This is a genomic window from Brevundimonas sp. KH_060, assembly GCF_057838275.1.
Map to the genome: position 1 here is coordinate 1,154,296 of NZ_CM174463.1, position 15,585 is coordinate 1,169,880.

At 68.2% G+C, this 15,585-nt stretch carries 15 protein-coding genes; 6 read left to right on the plus strand and 9 right to left on the minus strand.

Annotated elements, in window-relative coordinates:
* Positions 1-50 precede the first annotated feature (50 nt).
* Complete coding sequence (locus AC3IPP_RS05630) at positions 51-437, minus strand: DUF2946 family protein (protein ID WP_489150660.1); 387 nt, start codon at positions 435-437, stop codon at positions 51-53.
* A gap of 128 nt (positions 438-565) precedes the next feature.
* Here AC3IPP_RS05630 and AC3IPP_RS05635 point away from each other — a divergent pair, with 128 nt between their 5' ends.
* Both AC3IPP_RS05635 and AC3IPP_RS05640 read left to right on the plus strand, forming a co-directional pair.
* The gene (locus AC3IPP_RS05635; RefSeq protein WP_489150661.1) at positions 566-1,978 is read left to right on the plus strand and encodes a DUF4139 domain-containing protein; all 1,413 of its coding nucleotides are present in this window, start codon (positions 566-568) and stop codon (positions 1,976-1,978) included.
* Between the two features lie 4 nt (positions 1,979-1,982).
* Positions 1,983-3,590 carry a DUF4139 domain-containing protein gene (locus AC3IPP_RS05640; protein ID WP_489150662.1) on the plus strand — a complete coding sequence of 536 codons (1,608 nt, stop codon included), beginning with the start codon at positions 1,983-1,985 and terminating at the stop codon, positions 3,588-3,590.
* A gap of 162 nt (positions 3,591-3,752) precedes the next feature.
* On the opposite strand, the gene pth is transcribed toward AC3IPP_RS05640, so the two are convergent.
* From pth to AC3IPP_RS05660, 4 genes are all read right to left on the minus strand, one after another.
* On the minus strand, positions 3,753-4,358 hold the full coding sequence (gene pth / locus AC3IPP_RS05645; protein ID WP_489150663.1) for an aminoacyl-tRNA hydrolase: 606 nt from the start codon (positions 4,356-4,358) through the stop codon (positions 3,753-3,755).
* Positions 4,359-4,485: 127 nt separating this feature from the next.
* On the minus strand, positions 4,486-5,103 hold the full coding sequence (locus AC3IPP_RS05650; RefSeq protein ID WP_489150664.1) for a 50S ribosomal protein L25/general stress protein Ctc: 618 nt from the start codon (positions 5,101-5,103) through the stop codon (positions 4,486-4,488).
* A 150-nt stretch (positions 5,104-5,253) separates the two neighbouring features.
* A complete protein-coding gene (locus AC3IPP_RS05655) occupies positions 5,254-6,309 on the minus strand; it encodes a hypothetical protein (protein WP_489150665.1) in 1,056 nt (351 codons plus the stop codon).
* A gap of 112 nt (positions 6,310-6,421) precedes the next feature.
* Positions 6,422-7,357: a ribose-phosphate pyrophosphokinase gene (locus tag AC3IPP_RS05660; protein WP_200168837.1), complete on the minus strand. Its 936-nt coding sequence runs from the start codon at positions 7,355-7,357 to the stop codon at positions 6,422-6,424.
* A 209-nt stretch (positions 7,358-7,566) separates the two neighbouring features.
* Between AC3IPP_RS05660 and AC3IPP_RS05665 the strand changes: the two genes are divergently transcribed.
* Positions 7,567-8,430, plus strand: a complete 864-nt coding sequence (locus tag AC3IPP_RS05665; protein WP_489177448.1) for an outer membrane protein assembly factor BamD — start codon at positions 7,567-7,569, stop codon at positions 8,428-8,430.
* A gap of 95 nt (positions 8,431-8,525) precedes the next feature.
* A complete protein-coding gene (gene recN / locus AC3IPP_RS05670) occupies positions 8,526-10,223 on the plus strand; it encodes a DNA repair protein RecN (protein ID WP_489150667.1) in 1,698 nt (565 codons plus the stop codon).
* 35 nt (positions 10,224-10,258) lie between these two features.
* Here recN and AC3IPP_RS05675 read toward each other — a convergent pair whose 3' ends face one another.
* The 4 genes from AC3IPP_RS05675 to AC3IPP_RS05690 all read right to left on the minus strand — a co-directional run bounded on the left by AC3IPP_RS05675 (position 10,259) and on the right by AC3IPP_RS05690 (position 13,625).
* Positions 10,259-11,179, minus strand: a complete 921-nt coding sequence (locus tag AC3IPP_RS05675) for a cobalamin biosynthesis protein CbiG (protein ID WP_489150668.1) — start codon at positions 11,177-11,179, stop codon at positions 10,259-10,261.
* 75 nt (positions 11,180-11,254) lie between these two features.
* Positions 11,255-11,797 (minus strand): hypothetical protein, encoded by a 543-nt coding sequence (locus AC3IPP_RS05680; protein ID WP_087140813.1) that lies wholly within the window; start codon positions 11,795-11,797, stop codon positions 11,255-11,257.
* 3 nt (positions 11,798-11,800) lie between these two features.
* Positions 11,801-12,586, minus strand: a complete 786-nt coding sequence (gene xth / locus AC3IPP_RS05685; RefSeq protein ID WP_489150669.1) for an exodeoxyribonuclease III — start codon at positions 12,584-12,586, stop codon at positions 11,801-11,803.
* 109 nt (positions 12,587-12,695) lie between these two features.
* Positions 12,696-13,625, minus strand: a complete 930-nt coding sequence (locus AC3IPP_RS05690) for a hypothetical protein (protein ID WP_489150670.1) — start codon at positions 13,623-13,625, stop codon at positions 12,696-12,698.
* 113 nt (positions 13,626-13,738) lie between these two features.
* Here AC3IPP_RS05690 and AC3IPP_RS05695 point away from each other — a divergent pair, with 113 nt between their 5' ends.
* On the plus strand, positions 13,739-14,812 hold the full coding sequence (locus tag AC3IPP_RS05695) for an MBL fold metallo-hydrolase (protein ID WP_489150671.1): 1,074 nt from the start codon (positions 13,739-13,741) through the stop codon (positions 14,810-14,812).
* Complete coding sequence (locus AC3IPP_RS05700) at positions 14,809-15,582, plus strand: enoyl-CoA hydratase (protein ID WP_489150672.1); 774 nt, start codon at positions 14,809-14,811, stop codon at positions 15,580-15,582. The genes AC3IPP_RS05695 and AC3IPP_RS05700 overlap by 4 nt, the downstream gene beginning before the upstream one ends.
* Positions 15,583-15,585 lie beyond the last annotated feature (3 nt).

The following is a 15,585-nucleotide window of genomic DNA, read 5'->3' on the forward strand; positions in this document are numbered from 1 at the left end:
TGCGGCCGCGCAGGCCTTCAGCAGGCGCGCGGCGTCGATGGGTCTGGTTTTCAGGCGTGAGGCGGAGCGCGCGACGGCGGGCGCGGCGGGGCGCGGGCCGGGGGCGGGGGGCTGACGATGAAGGGGGCGTAGACGACGGCCTGCGTCAGGCGCACGACCGGCGCTGGTTCCGGCGCGGCGGGCGCGGGCAGGGCGGCCAGCAGAGGCATGACGCAGGCGGCGCATTTGGCGCCCATCTCGGCCTTGATCGGGCCGTCGACGCCGCCGGACTGGATGGTCTGGGGACCGTCGGCCGAGCAGATGACGATGGGCTGGCCGGGCGTGGAGGCCGCTAGCGCCGCGAACGGCATCAGGCTGCCGATCACGATGGCGAACGTCGCGGCCAGGAAGGCCAGCGAGCGCCAGATCGACCAGTTTTCAGCCTGGGAACGGGTCACGGGGCAGGGCTTAAACCTTCCCAGGCGGGGAAGCTAGACCGGCAAGGGGCGACGCGGCGTCGCGCGCGGCCTCGACAAGACCGCCTTCGCGGTGCAGCGTGACGCTTGGACAGTCATCGAGGATACGCATGATCCGCGCCATCGGACCCTTCGCTCTCGCCCTGCTTCTTGCCGCGCCTGCCGCCGCGCAACAGGTGGAGGAGGGGCCGGGCGGTCCCGACCGCGTGTCTCTGACGGTCTATAATCAGAACATCGCCCTGGTGGAGGACGTGCGGAACCTGAACGTGCCCGCCGGGCGTTCGCGTCAGGAGTTTCCGGGCGTTTCGGCCAGCATCCGGCCCGAGACGGTCGGCCTGTCGGGGCGCGGCCTGTCGGTGGTGGAGCAGAACTTCGACTATGACCTGCTGACGCCGGGCAAGCTGATGGAAAGCGCCGTCGGCAATGAGATCGGCATCGTCCGCACCAACCCCGGATCGGGCGCGCAGACGACGGAACGCGCCCGCGTTCTGGCGGCGAATCAGGGCGTGGTGCTGCAGATCGGCAACCGCATCGAGGTGTTGCGCGACGACGGCGTACCCACGCGCGTCATCTTCGACCAGGTGCCGCAGAACCTGCGCCCGCGCCCGACGCTCAGCGTCACCCTGGACGCCGAAGGGGCCGGGCGTCGTGAGACGACGCTCTCCTATCTGACCAGCGGTCTGACGTGGAAGGCGGACTATGTCGCCCGTTTCGACGAGAAGGCGGGCAAGCTGGACCTGACCGGCTGGGTGACGCTGACCAACAACTCGGGCGCGACCTTCAGCAACGCCCAGACGCGAGTGGTGGCGGGCGACGTCAATCTGATCAATGAGGGCGGCTATAATCCGCGCCAGCCCATGCGTGGCGGCGGCGTGCGGGGCAATGGAACCCAGTCGGGCGGCCAGGGCGCGCTGGCCGACGTCTATGTCTATCCGCTGCCAGAGGCTGTGACGGTCGCCAACAACCAGACCAAGCAGGTCGGCCTGATCGACGCAGCGGGCGTGCCCGCGACCAAGCGCTATCTGCGGGTCGTCGACGGCTTCTACAGCGCCGAGGAGCCGATCGCGGCCGAGGTCGGGGTCATCTTCGCCAACGGATCGGGCGCCGCCGCGCGCGCCCTGCCGGCGGGGGTGATCCGCGTCTATGTGAAGGATGAGGCGGGCGAGCCGCGCTTCATCGGCGAAAGCCAGGTCGATCACTCGCCTGCCGGATCCGAGATCGTGGTGACGACCGGTGACGCTTTCGATGTGACGGTGCAGCCGCGTCTGGTGTCGTCCGAGCGGGTGTCGAAGCGGTTGGTCGACTATTTCCGCACCCGCTATGCGATGGAGTACACGGTCCGCAACGCCCGATCGGAGCCGGTGACGGTCGAGGTGCGCCAGCGAGGTCTGGGCCGCGACACGGAGCTGACGGACCAGAGCATCACGGGCGAGATGCGCGACGCGCGCACCGTCGTCTGGCGCGTGCCGGTGCCCGCCAATGGCGAGACCAAGCTGACCGCGACCATCACCACAGGCGGTTGATCTCATGCGCCGCCTTCTGGCGATCACCACTGCGCTGAGCCTTCTGGCGCCTGCAGTCTGGGCGCAGACGGAAAGCGTGTCCGCGCGTCCGGATGGGGCGACGGTGGTGATCTATCGTGATCAGCCAGTCGATACGGCCCAACTGATGGCGCAGTCGCGCCAGCCGTGGAGCCGTCTGGACCGTCAGGGGCTGGCCCTGATCGTCGAGACGCGCACGGTCGATCTTCCGGCGGGCGAGGGGATCATCCGTTTTCGCGGGCTGGCCACCGGCGTCGTGCCGCAGAGCGCGGTGCTGGAGGGGCTGCCCGCCCATGTGGTCGAGCGCAACGCCGACTTCGACCTGCTGTCGCCCGCCAGCCTGATGGAGAAGTCCATCGGCGAGGTGGTGCGCGTCGTCCGCACCAATCCCGCGACCGGCGAACAGGTCGAGAAGGCCGCTGTCATCCGCGCGGGCGTGCAAGGGACCGTGCTGGAGATCGACGGCCGGTTCGAGGCGCTGGACTGCTCGGGCCAGACCGAGCGGGTCGTCTTCGACCGCGTACCCGAGGGGCTGGGAGACCAGCCGACCCTGTCTGTGCGCACGCGCGCCGAGCGGGCGGGGCGGCACACGGTGACGTTGGCCTATCTGACCACGGGGCTGCAGTGGTCGGCCGACTATGTGGTGCGGCTGGACCCGACGGACGGGACGCTGGACCTGACCGGCTGGGTGACGCTGGCCAATTTCGGCGGTACGGGCTTCCCCGACGCGCCGGTGCAGGTGGTGGCGGGCACGCTGAGGAAGGACGCAGGCACCGTGCCGGTCGAGCCGCTGGTCCGCTATCAGCAGAACCAGTGCTGGCCGCAGGGGACGACGACGTTCGGTTCGGGGCAATTCGCGGGCTATGGCGGCGCGCCGCCTCCTCCGCCGCCTCCGGCGCCGCCGAGGCCAATGGCGATGGAGGCGGCTGATGTCGTCGTCACCGGCAGCCGCATGGCCCGCGCTCCGAAGCTGGCCGAACAGGGCGAGCTGGGCGACTACAAGATCTACACCCTGCCGGAGCCGACGACCGTCGCGGCGCGCCAGACCAAGCAGGTGCGTTTTCTGGAGCGCGAGGGCGTGGCCTATGAGCGGGTCTATCGGGGCGGGGTGCTGAACCCGGACGACGAGTCTCGCCCCACGGCCATCGTCATGAAGCTGCGCAACGAGGCGCGCGCCGGGCTGGGCGTGGCTCTGCCGGGCGGCTCGGTGGCGGTGATGCAGCCGGACGGGGCGGGCGGCGTGCTGCTGGCTGGTCAGGACCGGTTCGAGGACAAGGGCGTGGGTCTGCCGGTGCGGCTGGCCTTCGGCGAATCGCCGGATGTGCGTGTGCAGACACGGCTGGTGAAGTCCGGCAGTTCGACGCGCGGCGCCGTCACGACTGAACGCACCGAAGTCGAGACGACCGTCACCAACGCCCGATCCGAGCCGGTGACGGTCGAACTGGTCGCCGCGGCCGCCATGCAGCGCGGCTTCCGCATCCGCAGCCAGTCGGTGCGCAGTCGGGTGGACGACACCGGCTATCCGGTCTGGACGCTGAGCGTGCCCGCGAACGGCGCGGCGACGCTGAACGCCGCCTGGACGACGACGGATTGAGGTGGTGATTCTCCCTCCCCGTCCCGGGGAGGGTGGTCGCGCAGCGACCGGGTGGGGAGGGCTTGGTGATCGGCCCTCTGCGTCTGAATAGCCGAGCCGCCCCCACCCGGCCTCGCCTTCGGCTCAGCCACCCTCCCCGGGACGAGGAGGGAGAGGTTTGCACTATTCGCCTTTGGCGGCCTGCCTGGGGCTGAACTTGGGGGCGGGGGCCAGGCGCATGACTTCGCCCTGATAGCGTTCGTCGTCGCCCGCCACGGCGAAGGGCAGGGCGTCGGCGCAGGCCTGCAGCATCGGGTCCAGCCAAGGCAGGTCTGCCTTGTGGAAGTCGCCCAGGACGTGGTGCATGACCAATTGCGGCTCGCCAGGGTGGCCGATGCCCATGCGGGCGCGTCGGAAGTCGGCGCCCAGGTGGCTGATCAGGCTGCGGACGCCGTTCTGACCCGCCGCGCCGCCGCCCTTCTTCATGCGGAAACGGCCGGGGGCCAGGTCGATCTCGTCGTGGAAGACGATGACGTGCTCGGGCTTCACCTTGTAGAAGCGCGCCGCCTCGCCGACGGCGCGGCCGCTCTCGTTCATATAGGTCTGTGGCTTCATCAGCAGGACCTTGGTCCCCTCGACCTCCCCGTCGGCGACGATCGACTGGAACTTGGCGCGCGAGGGGCCGAAGCGCCAGCGGCTGGCGATCTCGTCCACGGCCATGAAGCCGATGTTGTGGCGGTTCTTTTCGTATTTGGGGCCGGGATTGCCCAGGCCGGCGATGATGATCATGCGGTCCTCATGCCCCGTGCTTCAGACAAAGAAAAGCCCCGCAGGGCGAACCCGGCGGGGCTGATTTCCTGATCCCCTCAAGCAGTCCTGCGCCGTACGCAGGGCCCTAGGGGACGCATGAAGCCGATCAGGCTTCTTCGGCTTCGGCTTCGGCCGTGGTGTCGCCGGCGTCCGACTGACCAGCGGCCGAGTTCTTGATCGCGGCGATCATGAAGTCGCGGTCGGTGATGGTGGCCGAGGCGCCTTCCGGCAGTTGGATGTCCGAGATGCGGATGTTCTCGCCGATCTCGCGGCCCTTCAGGTCGACGACCAGTTCAGCCGGGATACGGTCGGCGCGGACCAGGATTTCGACCGTGTGACGGACGACTTCCAGCATGCCGCCCTGGCGGGTGTAGGGGGCTTCGTCAGCGTTGACGAAGGCGACCGGGATTTCGATCTTGATCTTTTCCTTGGCGCCGACGCGCATCAGGTCGAAGTGCATCGGGCGATCGGAAACCGGATCGAACTGGATGTCTTTGGCGATGACCGGCTGGGTTTCCTTGCCGTACTTCAGGGTCACCAGGTGACCGATCAGCTTGCCGGTGTACAGCGACTTGCGGAACTCGCGTTCGTTCACGGAGATGGCCACCGGGGCCTTGTCGCCGCCGTACAGCACGCCGGGGACGGCGCCTTCGCGGCGCGCGGCGCGGGCGCCGCCGGTGCCCACGTTTTCGCGGACATCAACGTTCAGAATGATCTCAGCCATCGGGCTCGCCTTCAATACAAGTAAACGCCTGCGCAGAACCGTGTCCCGCGCGGCGGGGTCATGAACCCTTCGAATTCAAGAGCGCGGGCTATTACACGGAACACGGGGCGGACGCAACCGCCCCGGCTCTGCCCGCAGCGATAATCAGCCCTAGCCGTTTGGGGAGGCGGGCTGGTTCTCGGCCTGGGCCATCGGCGTGGGCGGGCCCGCAGGCGGCACGGCCACGGTGATGGTGGGCATCGGTCCCGTGTACTGCGAGGTGCACTGGGCCAGGTCGCGGACGACGTGACGACCGGCGCAGAAGATGTCCTCATAGTTCGGCTTGGCCGCCGCCAGACACTGGAACAGCATCAGCTTCGACAGATTGAGGCAGAACTCATTGTTCGATTCGGTCGTCAGGGCGTCGGTGTTCGCCTTGGCGTCCTCGCCTGCGGCGCCCAGGGCCGCCAGGGCCGCGATAGCCAGGGAGTTGACGATGGCGGGCGTGAACGGCGCGCCGCGCTGGGCGGCGGTCAGGTTCAGGCCCGAGCCGCTGTTGGCGGCGGCGAACAGACGAGCGCTGTCCTCGGCCGAGGGCAGGCGCGGCACGGCCGACAGGGACTTGGCCCCTTCCAGTCGGCCGACGCGGTCCGCGACGGGCTGAGTGGCCCAGCGACGACGCGGGTCGCTGCGCCCCTGGATGGTGTAGGCGTCGGTTTCGACCGCTTCAGCCAGGGCGGCCATGACCTCGGCGTCGCGTCCCATGGTGCTGGCGATCAGACCGGCGGCGGCTTCCGCGCCGGGCAGGGTGGCCGCGTAGGCCGGGTCGGCGACGATTCGCGACACCATCTGCTGACGCTGGGCCGGATCGGAGGCGAATTGGCGCACGCCGGCGACGTATTCAGGCGATTGCAGGGCCAGGATGGCGCCGTAGGCGATCATGCCGCGCGACAACTGCCCTGCCTCGACGGCGGCGCCCTTGCGGACGGCGGCCTGAATGGATTCGGCGTCGGGGAAGCCGGCCTGGATCGACCCCACTTCGCGCACGAAGGCGACATAGACGGACGCGGCCTCGGCCACGCTCTGGTTCAGCGCCAGGGCAGGGGGCGGGGGCGGGGGCGGCGCAGGGGGCGGCGCTTCCGGCTCAGGCGTAGAGCAGCTGGCCAGGACGGCGGCGGCGGCGACAGCGGCGACGGAGAGGCCGCGACGCAAGAAAGCCTGGGGCATCGGCGATCTTCCCTTGTTTTTAAGCGATACGCACTTGGAGGGGTGTCGGAGGCGCGAGGCGCCTACCGAACGACATGTCCCTTATATCGCGGAGGGAATGGTTAGCCGAACCTTAATCGAACAGCTTTGAGACCGACTCTTCGTTGGCGATGCGCCGAATCGCCTCGCCCATCAGCGGCGCCACGGGCACGCGGCGGATCTTCGAGCAGTTCAAAACTTCGTCAGGCTGCTCGATGGAGTCGGTGATCACCAGTTCCTTCAGCGGGCCGTTGGCGACGCGATCCACCGCCGGACCCGACAGGACGCCGTGGCTGATGTAGGCCGACACTTCGGTCGCGCCGCGGTCGATCAGCGCCTTGGCTGCGTTCACCAGAGTGCCGCCCGAATCGACGATGTCGTCGAACAGGATGCAGCGGCGGCCTTCGACGTCGCCGATGATGTTCATGACTTCGCTCTCGCCCGCCTTGGGGCGGCGCTTGTCGACGATGGCGAGGTCCGCATTCAGGCGGCTGGCCAGAGAGCGGGCGCGCACCACGCCGCCGACGTCGGGCGAGACGATCATCAGGTCGTCGCCCTTCGGGTAGTGATCCTTGATGTCCTGGGCCAGGACGGGCGTGGCCACCAGATTGTCGGTCGGGATGTCGAAGAAGCCCTGAATCTGACCGGCGTGCAGGTCCATGGTCAGGACGCGGTCGGCGCCGGCGCGGGTGATCAGATTAGCGACCAGCTTGGCCGAGATCGGCGTGCGGCCGCCGGTCTTGCGGTCCTGTCGGGCGTAGCCGAAGTAGGGCATGACGGCGGTGATCCGCTTGGCCGAAGCGCGCACCAGCGCGTCGGTCATGATCAGCAGCTCCATCAGATTGTCGTTGGCCGGATAGGAGGTCGACTGGATGATGAAGACATCCTCGCCGCGCACGTTCTCCTCGACGACGGCGAACACCTCATTGTCCGCGAAGCGCTTCACCTGAGCCTTGGTCAGCGGCATGTCCAGGTGAGCAGCGATGGCCTGGGCCAAGCTCCGGTTCGAATTGCCAGCAAGCAGCTTCATTGACCGGTCATCCTTTCGCCGTCATCGCTCCGCCAATAGTTGCGGGTGCGTTTCTGGACGCGCTCTCTAGGCGGCGAACGGTGCGGCGTCCAGCCGTGTTCCGGTCGTATCTTCGATTTCAGCCGATTGGCTTGGGCGCAAGCGCTGTTATAGAGGACGCATCCTGCTAACGAGGGCGCCGCGCGTGTCCGCGTCCCGAAGGCATCTTGATGAGGTCGCTCTTGCTCGCTTCGAAGTCTCGTTCCGGCCTGGCCCTATTGACGGTCGCTGTGGCGGCCCTGTCGCTATCCGCCTGCGCAGGCAACAAGCCGCGCCAGAAGCTGGCCTATGAGGAGCGTCCGGTCGAGGCCCTCTACAACACCGGCTACCAGCGCCTGCAGTCCAAGCGCTGGATGGACGCCGTCGACTATTTCCAGGAGGTGGAGCGTCAGCACCCCTATTCGGAGTGGGCCCGTCGCGCGATCCTGATGCAGGTCTACGCCTACTATCAGAACAACAACTATCAGGACGCGATCGCGGCGGCTGACCGCTTCATCGCCCTGTTCCCCGGCAATCCGTCGGCAGGCTACGCCTTCTACATGAAGGCCGTCTGCAACTTCGAGCAGATCGTCGACGTGGGCCGGGACCAGGGCTACGCCGAGGCCGCACTGGCGGGCTTGCGCGACGTGGTGCGCCGCTATCCCGGTTCGACCTACGCCACCGACGCACGGGTCAAGATCAACATGGTCAACGACCAGCTGGCGGGCAAGGAAATGACCGTGGGCCGCTATTATCAGCGCGCCAACCAGCCGCTGGGCGCGTTGAACCGCTACAAGGCGGTCATCAACAACCCCGACTTCCAGCGCACCTCGCATACGCCTGAGGCCCTGTATCGTCTGGTCGAGGTCAATCTGAGCCTGGGCCTGACGGAAGAGGCGACCCGTAACGCCGCCGTTCTGGGACACAACTATCCGGGCAGCCCCTGGTACGCCGAGGCCTTCGCCCTGCTGCGCGAGCGTGGTGAAAACCCGGCCGTCCAGCCTGAAGGCAAGCGCGAATCCTGGTTGCAACGCCTGATCCCCGGCGGCGCCTGACCCGGTCGCAGAACGCAGGGCGCGGCGCGATTAAGGCGCTGCGTTCTTGTTCTGTTTCCGGCTAGGATGCGGCGAAACATCGAATCAGATCGCCCATGCTGACCACCCTTTCGATCCGTGACGTCGTCCTTGTCGACGCCCTTGACCTGGAGGTCGAGGACGGTCTGACCGTGCTGACCGGCGAGACGGGGGCGGGCAAGTCCATCATCCTCGACGCGCTGGGCCTGGCGCTGGGCGCACGCTCTGACGCCGGGCTGGTGCGGAACGGCGCCAAACAGGCCTCGGCCACGGCCGTCTTCACCGCGCCTGATGATGAAGCCCTGATCGCCCTGCTGTCCGAGCGCGGCTTCGAGGTCGCGCCGGGCGAGGAGTTGATCCTGCGCCGCGTCGTGTCGGCTGACGGTCGCAGCCGCGCCTATGTCAACGACCAGCCCGCCGGGGTGACGGCCCTGCGCGAGATCGGCGCCCTGCTGGTCGAGGTGCACGGCCAGCATGAGACGGTCGGCCTGCTGGACTGGAAGACGCACCGCGCGTTGCTGGACAACTATGGCGGACTGCAGCCGCAACTGTCGGGCGTGGCCGCGGCGGCCGAGCGGTTGAAGGCGGCGCAGCTGCATCTGGACGCGTTGGAGGCTTCGGCCGCCGAGGCTGCGACCAAGGCCGAGGAAATCGCACAGAACCTGGCCGACCTCGACGCGCTGGACCCCAAGCCCGACGAAGAGACCGAACTGGCCGGCGAGCGCGCCCTTCTCGGCGCGGCGGAAAAGGCGGTGGCCGACCTGGCGGACGCCCGCAATCTGCTGGGCGGCGACAAGCTGAGCCAGCGTCTGGCCTCGGCCCTGCGCGCGGTGGAGCACGCGCGCCAGCGGGCCGTGCAGGCCGGGGCCGAGGGCGAAAACCCCATCATCGCCAAACTGGGTCTGGCCGCCGAGGCGGTGGACCGCGCCCTGGTCGAGGCGACCGAGGCCGTGGCCTGCGTCGACGCCGCCGCTGACGCCTTCGATTTCGAGCCGGGCCGTCTGGACAAGGCGGAGGAGCGGCTGTTCGCCCTGCGCGCCACCGCCCGCAAGCTCAACACGACGGTCGAGGCGCTGCCGGCGCTGCGGGTGCGCCTGCGTGAGCAACTGCGCCTGATCGAAGACGGCGAAGAGGCGCTGACCAAGGCCCGCCGCGACGTCGCCGTCGCGATGGAGGCCTATGACGTCGCCGCCCTTTTGCTGACCTCGGCGCGTGAAGCGGCGGGGGACCGTCTGGTCGCCGCCGTCATGGACGAGCTTGGTCCGTTGAAACTGGAACGCGCCCGGTTCCGCGTGACGCTGGAGCCGGTCGAGGGCCGTCGCGGTCCGCTGGGCGTCGAGACGGTGCGGTTCGAGGTGGCGACCAACGCCGGAACCGCCTTCGGGCCGCTGGATACGGTGGCCTCGGGCGGCGAACTGGCGCGCTTTGCGCTGGCGATGAAGGCGGCGCTGGCCAGCCGCGAGGACCAGCGCCAGCCGGTCATGATCTTCGACGAGGTGGATCAGGGCGTCGGCGGCGCCGTGGCCGAGGCCGTGGGGGGGCGCCTGCAACGCCTGTCGCGCGGCGCTCAGGTGCTGGTGGTGACGCACAGCCCGCAGGTCGCGGCGCGCGGCCACGCCCACTGGAAGGTCCGCAAGGCCGACGTTGAAGGCCACACCCGCACCTCCATCGATGTGCTGGAGGAAGGCCCCCGTCAGGAAGAGATCGCGCGGATGCTGTCGGGCGCCGAGATCACCGATGAAGCGCGGGCGGCGGCGAGAGTGCTGATCGGCTGATCCCATCCTTCTCCCCTTGAGGGAGAAGGAAAAGATCAGACCCCCAGGATCCAGCCTTCTTCGCCCTCCACCTGGGCGATCAGGGCTTCGTCCGCACCGGCCGGCGGTGCAAACGCCTTCTGCAGGTCGCCGGCGTCGTCCATGCGGGCGAAGGCTTCGGCGGCGGCGCGGACCTGGGCTTGGGTCTTGTATTCCTTGACGCCGTCGGCGCTCACGCCGCGCTTGGCTTCGAACATCAGCGGCCAGACTTCGACGACGACGGCCGACAGGGGCTCGATGTCGGCCTCGGTCAGTTCACGCCAGCCGGTGCCGAAGGGCCAGACGGCCGCCGAGGCGCCCAGCGTGTTCAGCAGGCGGCGCAGCATAGGCACGCCGACCAGGGTCAGGCCGCCGATGGCGCCCGCGCCGTGCATCTGCCAGACGCTCTTGGGCGGCAGCTTGTCCTTGCGCGCGGCCAGTTCGGTGGCGCGGAATTCGGGGATGTCGGCGCCGGCGCCTTCCGGCGGCTTGGTCGTGGTCAGCCAGCGCTGGGCCTGGCTGGCGGGCGCGCCCCAGAACGGCCAGGGCTCGTCCGTCATCAGACGGTTCATCTTGGCCGCGACCTGATAGCGGTTGTTGGTGTTGTCGGCTTTGTCGACGATGTTGGCGGCCAGGAACTTGCCCATGGCGTCCCAGGGGCGGCCGTCCAGTTTCAGGCGCGCACCCGTTCCGGCCGGGAAGCCGAAGTCGAAGTCGAAGCCCACCAGCACGCGGTCGCCGCGCTTGCGGTGTTCCGCCAGCAAGTCGGCGATCAGCTTCTCGCCTTCGGCGCGCGTGGCGACGTTGTGCGTCTCGGCATACAGGCGGAAGCGCACGTCGCGCTTGGCGACGCCGATCCACAGGGTCTGTTCGCCCAGCTTCTTGCCTTCGGCGGCGGTCCAGTTGGCGATGATGTAGGCGTCGAAGAGGCGGGCCACGGGGGCTCCTGAAGAAAGAGGCGAGGAACAGGAACGGGGGCTTCTAGCCGCCCAGACTCAAGCCGTGAAGGGCGATCAGCGTTGCATCAGGGCTTCGACGTGCGACAACCAGCGGCGCCCCAGCCGCAGACCTTCGCCGGGAGAGCGGGCGCCGCTGGTCTTTTCGGCCTCGGAGGCGGGGGCGGTGCGCGATCCATTCCACAGGGCCAGCTCGAATTCCGCATTGTGCGGATCGCTGAAGATCAGGCGCAGCACGACCAGTTCGGCGTCGGGCGCGTCCAGGTCGATCTCCTTGCGTAACTGGCCGCGCAGGACGCGGGCGATCACATGCCCATCGACGATGATCTCGGCGCCGAGCACTTCCTCGAAGGCGTAGACCAGCCCCATCGCGCCGCGGTTCCACAGGACCGCCAACTGGCCGCCCTCCAGATCCAGACCGGCCGCGCGGCCTTCATGGGCCGACAGGGCCAGGGTGTCGGCCGGCGCGCCCAGCGCCTTCTTCATCGCTCGCCGCAGTCGCCGCTCGGACTCCATCCACCAGGAAAACAGCAACACGCCGGTGGTCAGGAAGGCGGCGATCAGGGCGACCAGCAGAATGGCCCTGAACGTCTCGCCCATGGATCAGGCCTCCAGGTCCAGATCGACCACGACGGGGACGTGATCGCTGGGCTTTTCCATGTCGCGGGCCTCGCGGTGCGTCTCGATGGCGCGGAAGCGGTCGGCGGCCTGGGGCGACAGCATGGCGAAGTCGATGCGGATGCCGTGGTTCCGCTGCCAGGCGCCCGCCTGATAGTCCCAGAAGGTGAAGGTTCCGGCCGGTTCGCGGCCCAGTTCGTGGGAATCGGCCAGGCCCAGCCACTTCAGCGCGCGGAAGGCCTCGCGGCTTTCCGGCTGGAACAGGGCGTCCTCGGCCCAGGCGGCGGGGTTCTTGGCGTCTTCGGCCTCGGGGATGACGTTGTAGTCGCCGCACAGGGCCAGCGGTTCTTCCAGCGCCAGCAGGTCGCGTGCATGGTTCTGAAGCCGTTGGAACCAGGCCAGCTTGTAGGCGAATTTCTCGGTTCCCAGCGGGTTGCCGTTGGGCAGGTAGATGGAGGCGACGCGGATCGGGCGGGGCGCCTCGATCAGGGCCTCCAGATAGCGGGCCTGTTCGTCCGTATCGTCGCCGGGCAGGCCGCGCCGCACGTCCGACATCGGGTATTTCGACAGCAGGGCGACGCCGTTGTAGCTCTTCTGGCCGTGGGTCTCGACGTTGTAACCCAGGTCTTCAAAGGCCTCGCGCGGGAACTTCTCGTCCACGCACTTGATCTCCTGGAAGCAGGCGATGTCGGGATTGGCGGCCCGAATCCACTCCAGCACCGTGGGCAGGCGGGCGTTGACCGAGTTCACGTTCCAGGTGGCGATGCGCATGGGACGCAAGGCTAAGGTGAGCCGCTTCGTTCGGGAAGAGGGGCGCGCAAAACAAAGACGCCGCCGGAGCGATCCGGCGGCGTCTTAAAAGCTCAGGCTGAAATCGGGATCAGCTGTTCGGCGCAGCGGCCGGAGCCGTGGTCGTCAGCTTGCAGCCGCCGCCGACTTGCTGGGCGGTAGCGCAAGGGTAGACCTGCTGCACGGCCTTGGCCGTATCGAAGCGGACGATGACGCCGTCGGCGCCGTTGCAGGCGGCTTCATAGAAGGAGCCGTTGGCGTTCTTGCCCATGTAGCGGGCCTGGCTGACGTCGCAGGCGGCGGCTTCGGAGCCGGTCAGCCAGCCCTTCAGCGTGGCGACTTGTTCGGCCGGCGTGGTGAAGCGGCACGAGGCGTTGGCCGAGACCAGCTCCATGCAGGAGGAGATTTCCCAACCTGCGGCGGCCTTGTTGATCTGGGCGCCTTCGACGCCGGTGCAACCGATTTCATAGACAATGGCGCCGCCAGGCTTGGCGCCGATGATGGCGCCCTGATCGACGGTGCAGGGCAGGCCGGCTTCCTTGGCGAACGCGGTGAAGACAGCCATGGCGTTGTCGTTGGCGGGCAGCGAGCACTGCGAGCCGACATCGGCGTTGGGGTCGCGGGCGCGCGCCTGTTCCGCCGACGAGGCCAGCACCATGCAATCGGTTGCTTGCGGCGGCGTCGAGGTCAGCAACAGGTAGCCGGGTCCGCTCGCGCAGGCGACTTCATACAGCGACTCCTTGTTCGCCGACTGGCCCAGCAGCACAGACACGGTGATCTGGCAGTTGGTGTTGGTGGCGGTCAGCACGCCCTGAGCGGCGGCCTGGATTTCCTCGGCGCTGGGCGGCTGAGGCGCGCGAGGTTGGCGTTGGCGGCCGCGCGAGGCGCGGCTTCCGCTGCTTTCAGTCACCTGAGGGCCGTCAGGGTTTTGCGAGGTGCGTTGGGCGAATGACGGGGTGGCGAGACCGGAGATGAGGACCGCCGCGCTCAGGGCGACGAAGGTGCGGGCATTGCGAGACACGGGGACGCTCCAATTGAACAGAGAGTTTATCCCTGACGGCGGGATCGGGCCGGGTCAAGAATAGACGCCGCCCCAAAGCCCATCTAAAAGGATGGTTGCAATTGGAGACGGACTTGGCTGACGGCGACACCCTGACAAGTTCCCGGACGGAACGCGGCCTGACCTATCCCTTTGAGGGCGTGCCTTCTGCCGGCGAAGCGATAGCGGTCGCGCCCGGCGTGTTGTGGCTGCGTCTGCCGCTGCCGATGGCGCTGAATCACATCAACATCTACGCCATCGAGGACGCAGAGGGCTGGGCCGTCGTCGACGCGGGACTGGCGACAGATGTTTCGCGTGAGGGTTGGACGACGGCGTTGGCGGGCGTGTTGGGTGGGCGGCCGGTCACGCGCGTGATCTGCACCCACATGCACCCGGATCACATCGGCCTGGCGGGCTGGCTGTGCGCGCGGTTCGACGCGCCGCTGCTGATGTCGCGGACGGAGTATGTGACGGGACGGATGCTGATCGGCGACGAGGCTCTGGGACCGCCGGCGGGGGCTGAGGCCTTCTATCGCGCGGCGGGCTGGTCGGACGAGCAGGTGGCGCGCTGGCGCGACGGCTATGGCGGCTTCGGCCGTATGGTTCAGGATTTTCCGCGCGATTACCGCAGGGTGCAGGACGGCGAGTTGCTGAGCATCGGCGGCGATGGCTGGCGGGTGGTGGTCGGAGAGGGGCACAGCCCCGAACATGTCTGTCTGTGGCGCGAGAAGGATAACGTCTTCATCGCGGGCGATCAGATCCTGCCGCGCATTTCGTCCAACATCTCGATCTGGCCGACGGAGCCGAACGCGGATCCGCTGGGCGACTGGCTGCGGTCGCTGGCGGCGCTGAAGGACCGGCTGCCGGGCGACCTGTTGGTGCTGCCGTCGCACGGGGAGCCGTTCTATGGCGTGACTCTGCGGCTGGGGGCGCTGATGCGCGGGCATGAGGTGGCGCTGAAACGGCTGGAGAAGACGCTGCGGACGCCTTGTCGCGCCGTCGACGTGTTCGGCGCCCTGTTCGCCCGCCCGGTGGGCGACGCCGTTTTGGGCATGGCGACCGGCGAGGCGCTGGCGCATCTGAATTATCTTGAACGCCAGGGACGGGTCCGCCGCGCGCGGGACGAGGACGGCGTCGACTGGTGGAGCCTTTTGGAGATAGGCCAATGAGCGAACATATCCGGACCCAACTGGACGGCGGCGTCCTGACGGTCGTCTTCGACCGCGAGAACAAGAAGAACGCCATCACCCAGGCCATGTATACGGCGCTGGCAGACGCGACCGAGAAGGCGAAAGCGGACGACGCCGTGCGCGTCATCCTGTTCCGCAGCGAAGGGGATTCCTTCTCGGCGGGCAACGACATCGCCGACTTCATCTCCTTGGGGCAAACCGAGGGCGATCTGGTCGAGATGGGGGTATTCCGTTTCCTGAAGGCCTTGGCCGATCTGGACAAGCCTGCGGTGTCGGCGGTGCGCGGCCGGGCGGTAGGCATCGGCCTGACGCTGCTGCTGCATTGCGACATGGTGGTGGTGGCTGAAGACGCCCTGCTGTCCGTGCCCTTCGTCAACCTGGCGCTGGCGCCGGAGGCGGCGTCTTCACTGCTGCTGGGCGCCAATATCGGCCATCAGCGCGCCTTTGAGCTGTTCGCCCTGGGCGAAGCGATCGACGGCAGGACAGCGCTGGCATGGGGCCTGGCCAACCGCGCGGTTCCGGCCGATCAGGTCGAAGCGACGGCTGCCGATCTGGCGACCAAGCTGGCGGCGCGGGCGCCCAACTCCATCCGCAAGACCAAGGCCCTGATGCGTAACGCAGAGGTGCTGTGGGCGGTCATGCAGCGCGAGGCCCAGGCTTTCGGCTCGCAGATGCGCAGCCCGGAGGCGATGGAGGCGTTCATGGCCTTCAGCCAGAAGCGGGCGCCGGACTTCTCCAAACTGGGCTGATTT

Excerpts from the sequence above, each read along its gene's own strand:
- AC3IPP_RS05635 (WP_489150661.1), top strand. The coding sequence starts at position 566 with ATGATCCGCGCCATCGGACCCTTCGCTCTCGCCCTGCTTCTTGCCGCG.
- AC3IPP_RS05640 (WP_489150662.1), top strand. The coding sequence starts at position 1,983 with ATGCGCCGCCTTCTGGCGATCACCACTGCGCTGAGCCTTCTGGCGCCT.
- pth (WP_489150663.1), bottom strand. The coding sequence starts at position 4,358 with ATGATCATCATCGCCGGCCTGGGCAATCCCGGCCCCAAATACGAAAAG.
- AC3IPP_RS05650 (WP_489150664.1), bottom strand. The coding sequence starts at position 5,103 with ATGGCTGAGATCATTCTGAACGTTGATGTCCGCGAAAACGTGGGCACC.
- AC3IPP_RS05655 (WP_489150665.1), bottom strand. The coding sequence starts at position 6,309 with ATGCCCCAGGCTTTCTTGCGTCGCGGCCTCTCCGTCGCCGCTGTCGCC.
- AC3IPP_RS05660 (WP_200168837.1), bottom strand. The coding sequence starts at position 7,357 with ATGAAGCTGCTTGCTGGCAATTCGAACCGGAGCTTGGCCCAGGCCATC.
- AC3IPP_RS05665 (WP_489177448.1), top strand. The coding sequence starts at position 7,567 with ATGAGGTCGCTCTTGCTCGCTTCGAAGTCTCGTTCCGGCCTGGCCCTA.
- recN (WP_489150667.1), top strand. The coding sequence starts at position 8,526 with ATGCTGACCACCCTTTCGATCCGTGACGTCGTCCTTGTCGACGCCCTT.
- AC3IPP_RS05680 (WP_087140813.1), bottom strand. The coding sequence starts at position 11,797 with ATGGGCGAGACGTTCAGGGCCATTCTGCTGGTCGCCCTGATCGCCGCC.
- xth (WP_489150669.1), bottom strand. The coding sequence starts at position 12,586 with ATGCGCATCGCCACCTGGAACGTGAACTCGGTCAACGCCCGCCTGCCC.
- AC3IPP_RS05700 (WP_489150672.1), top strand. The coding sequence starts at position 14,809 with ATGAGCGAACATATCCGGACCCAACTGGACGGCGGCGTCCTGACGGTC.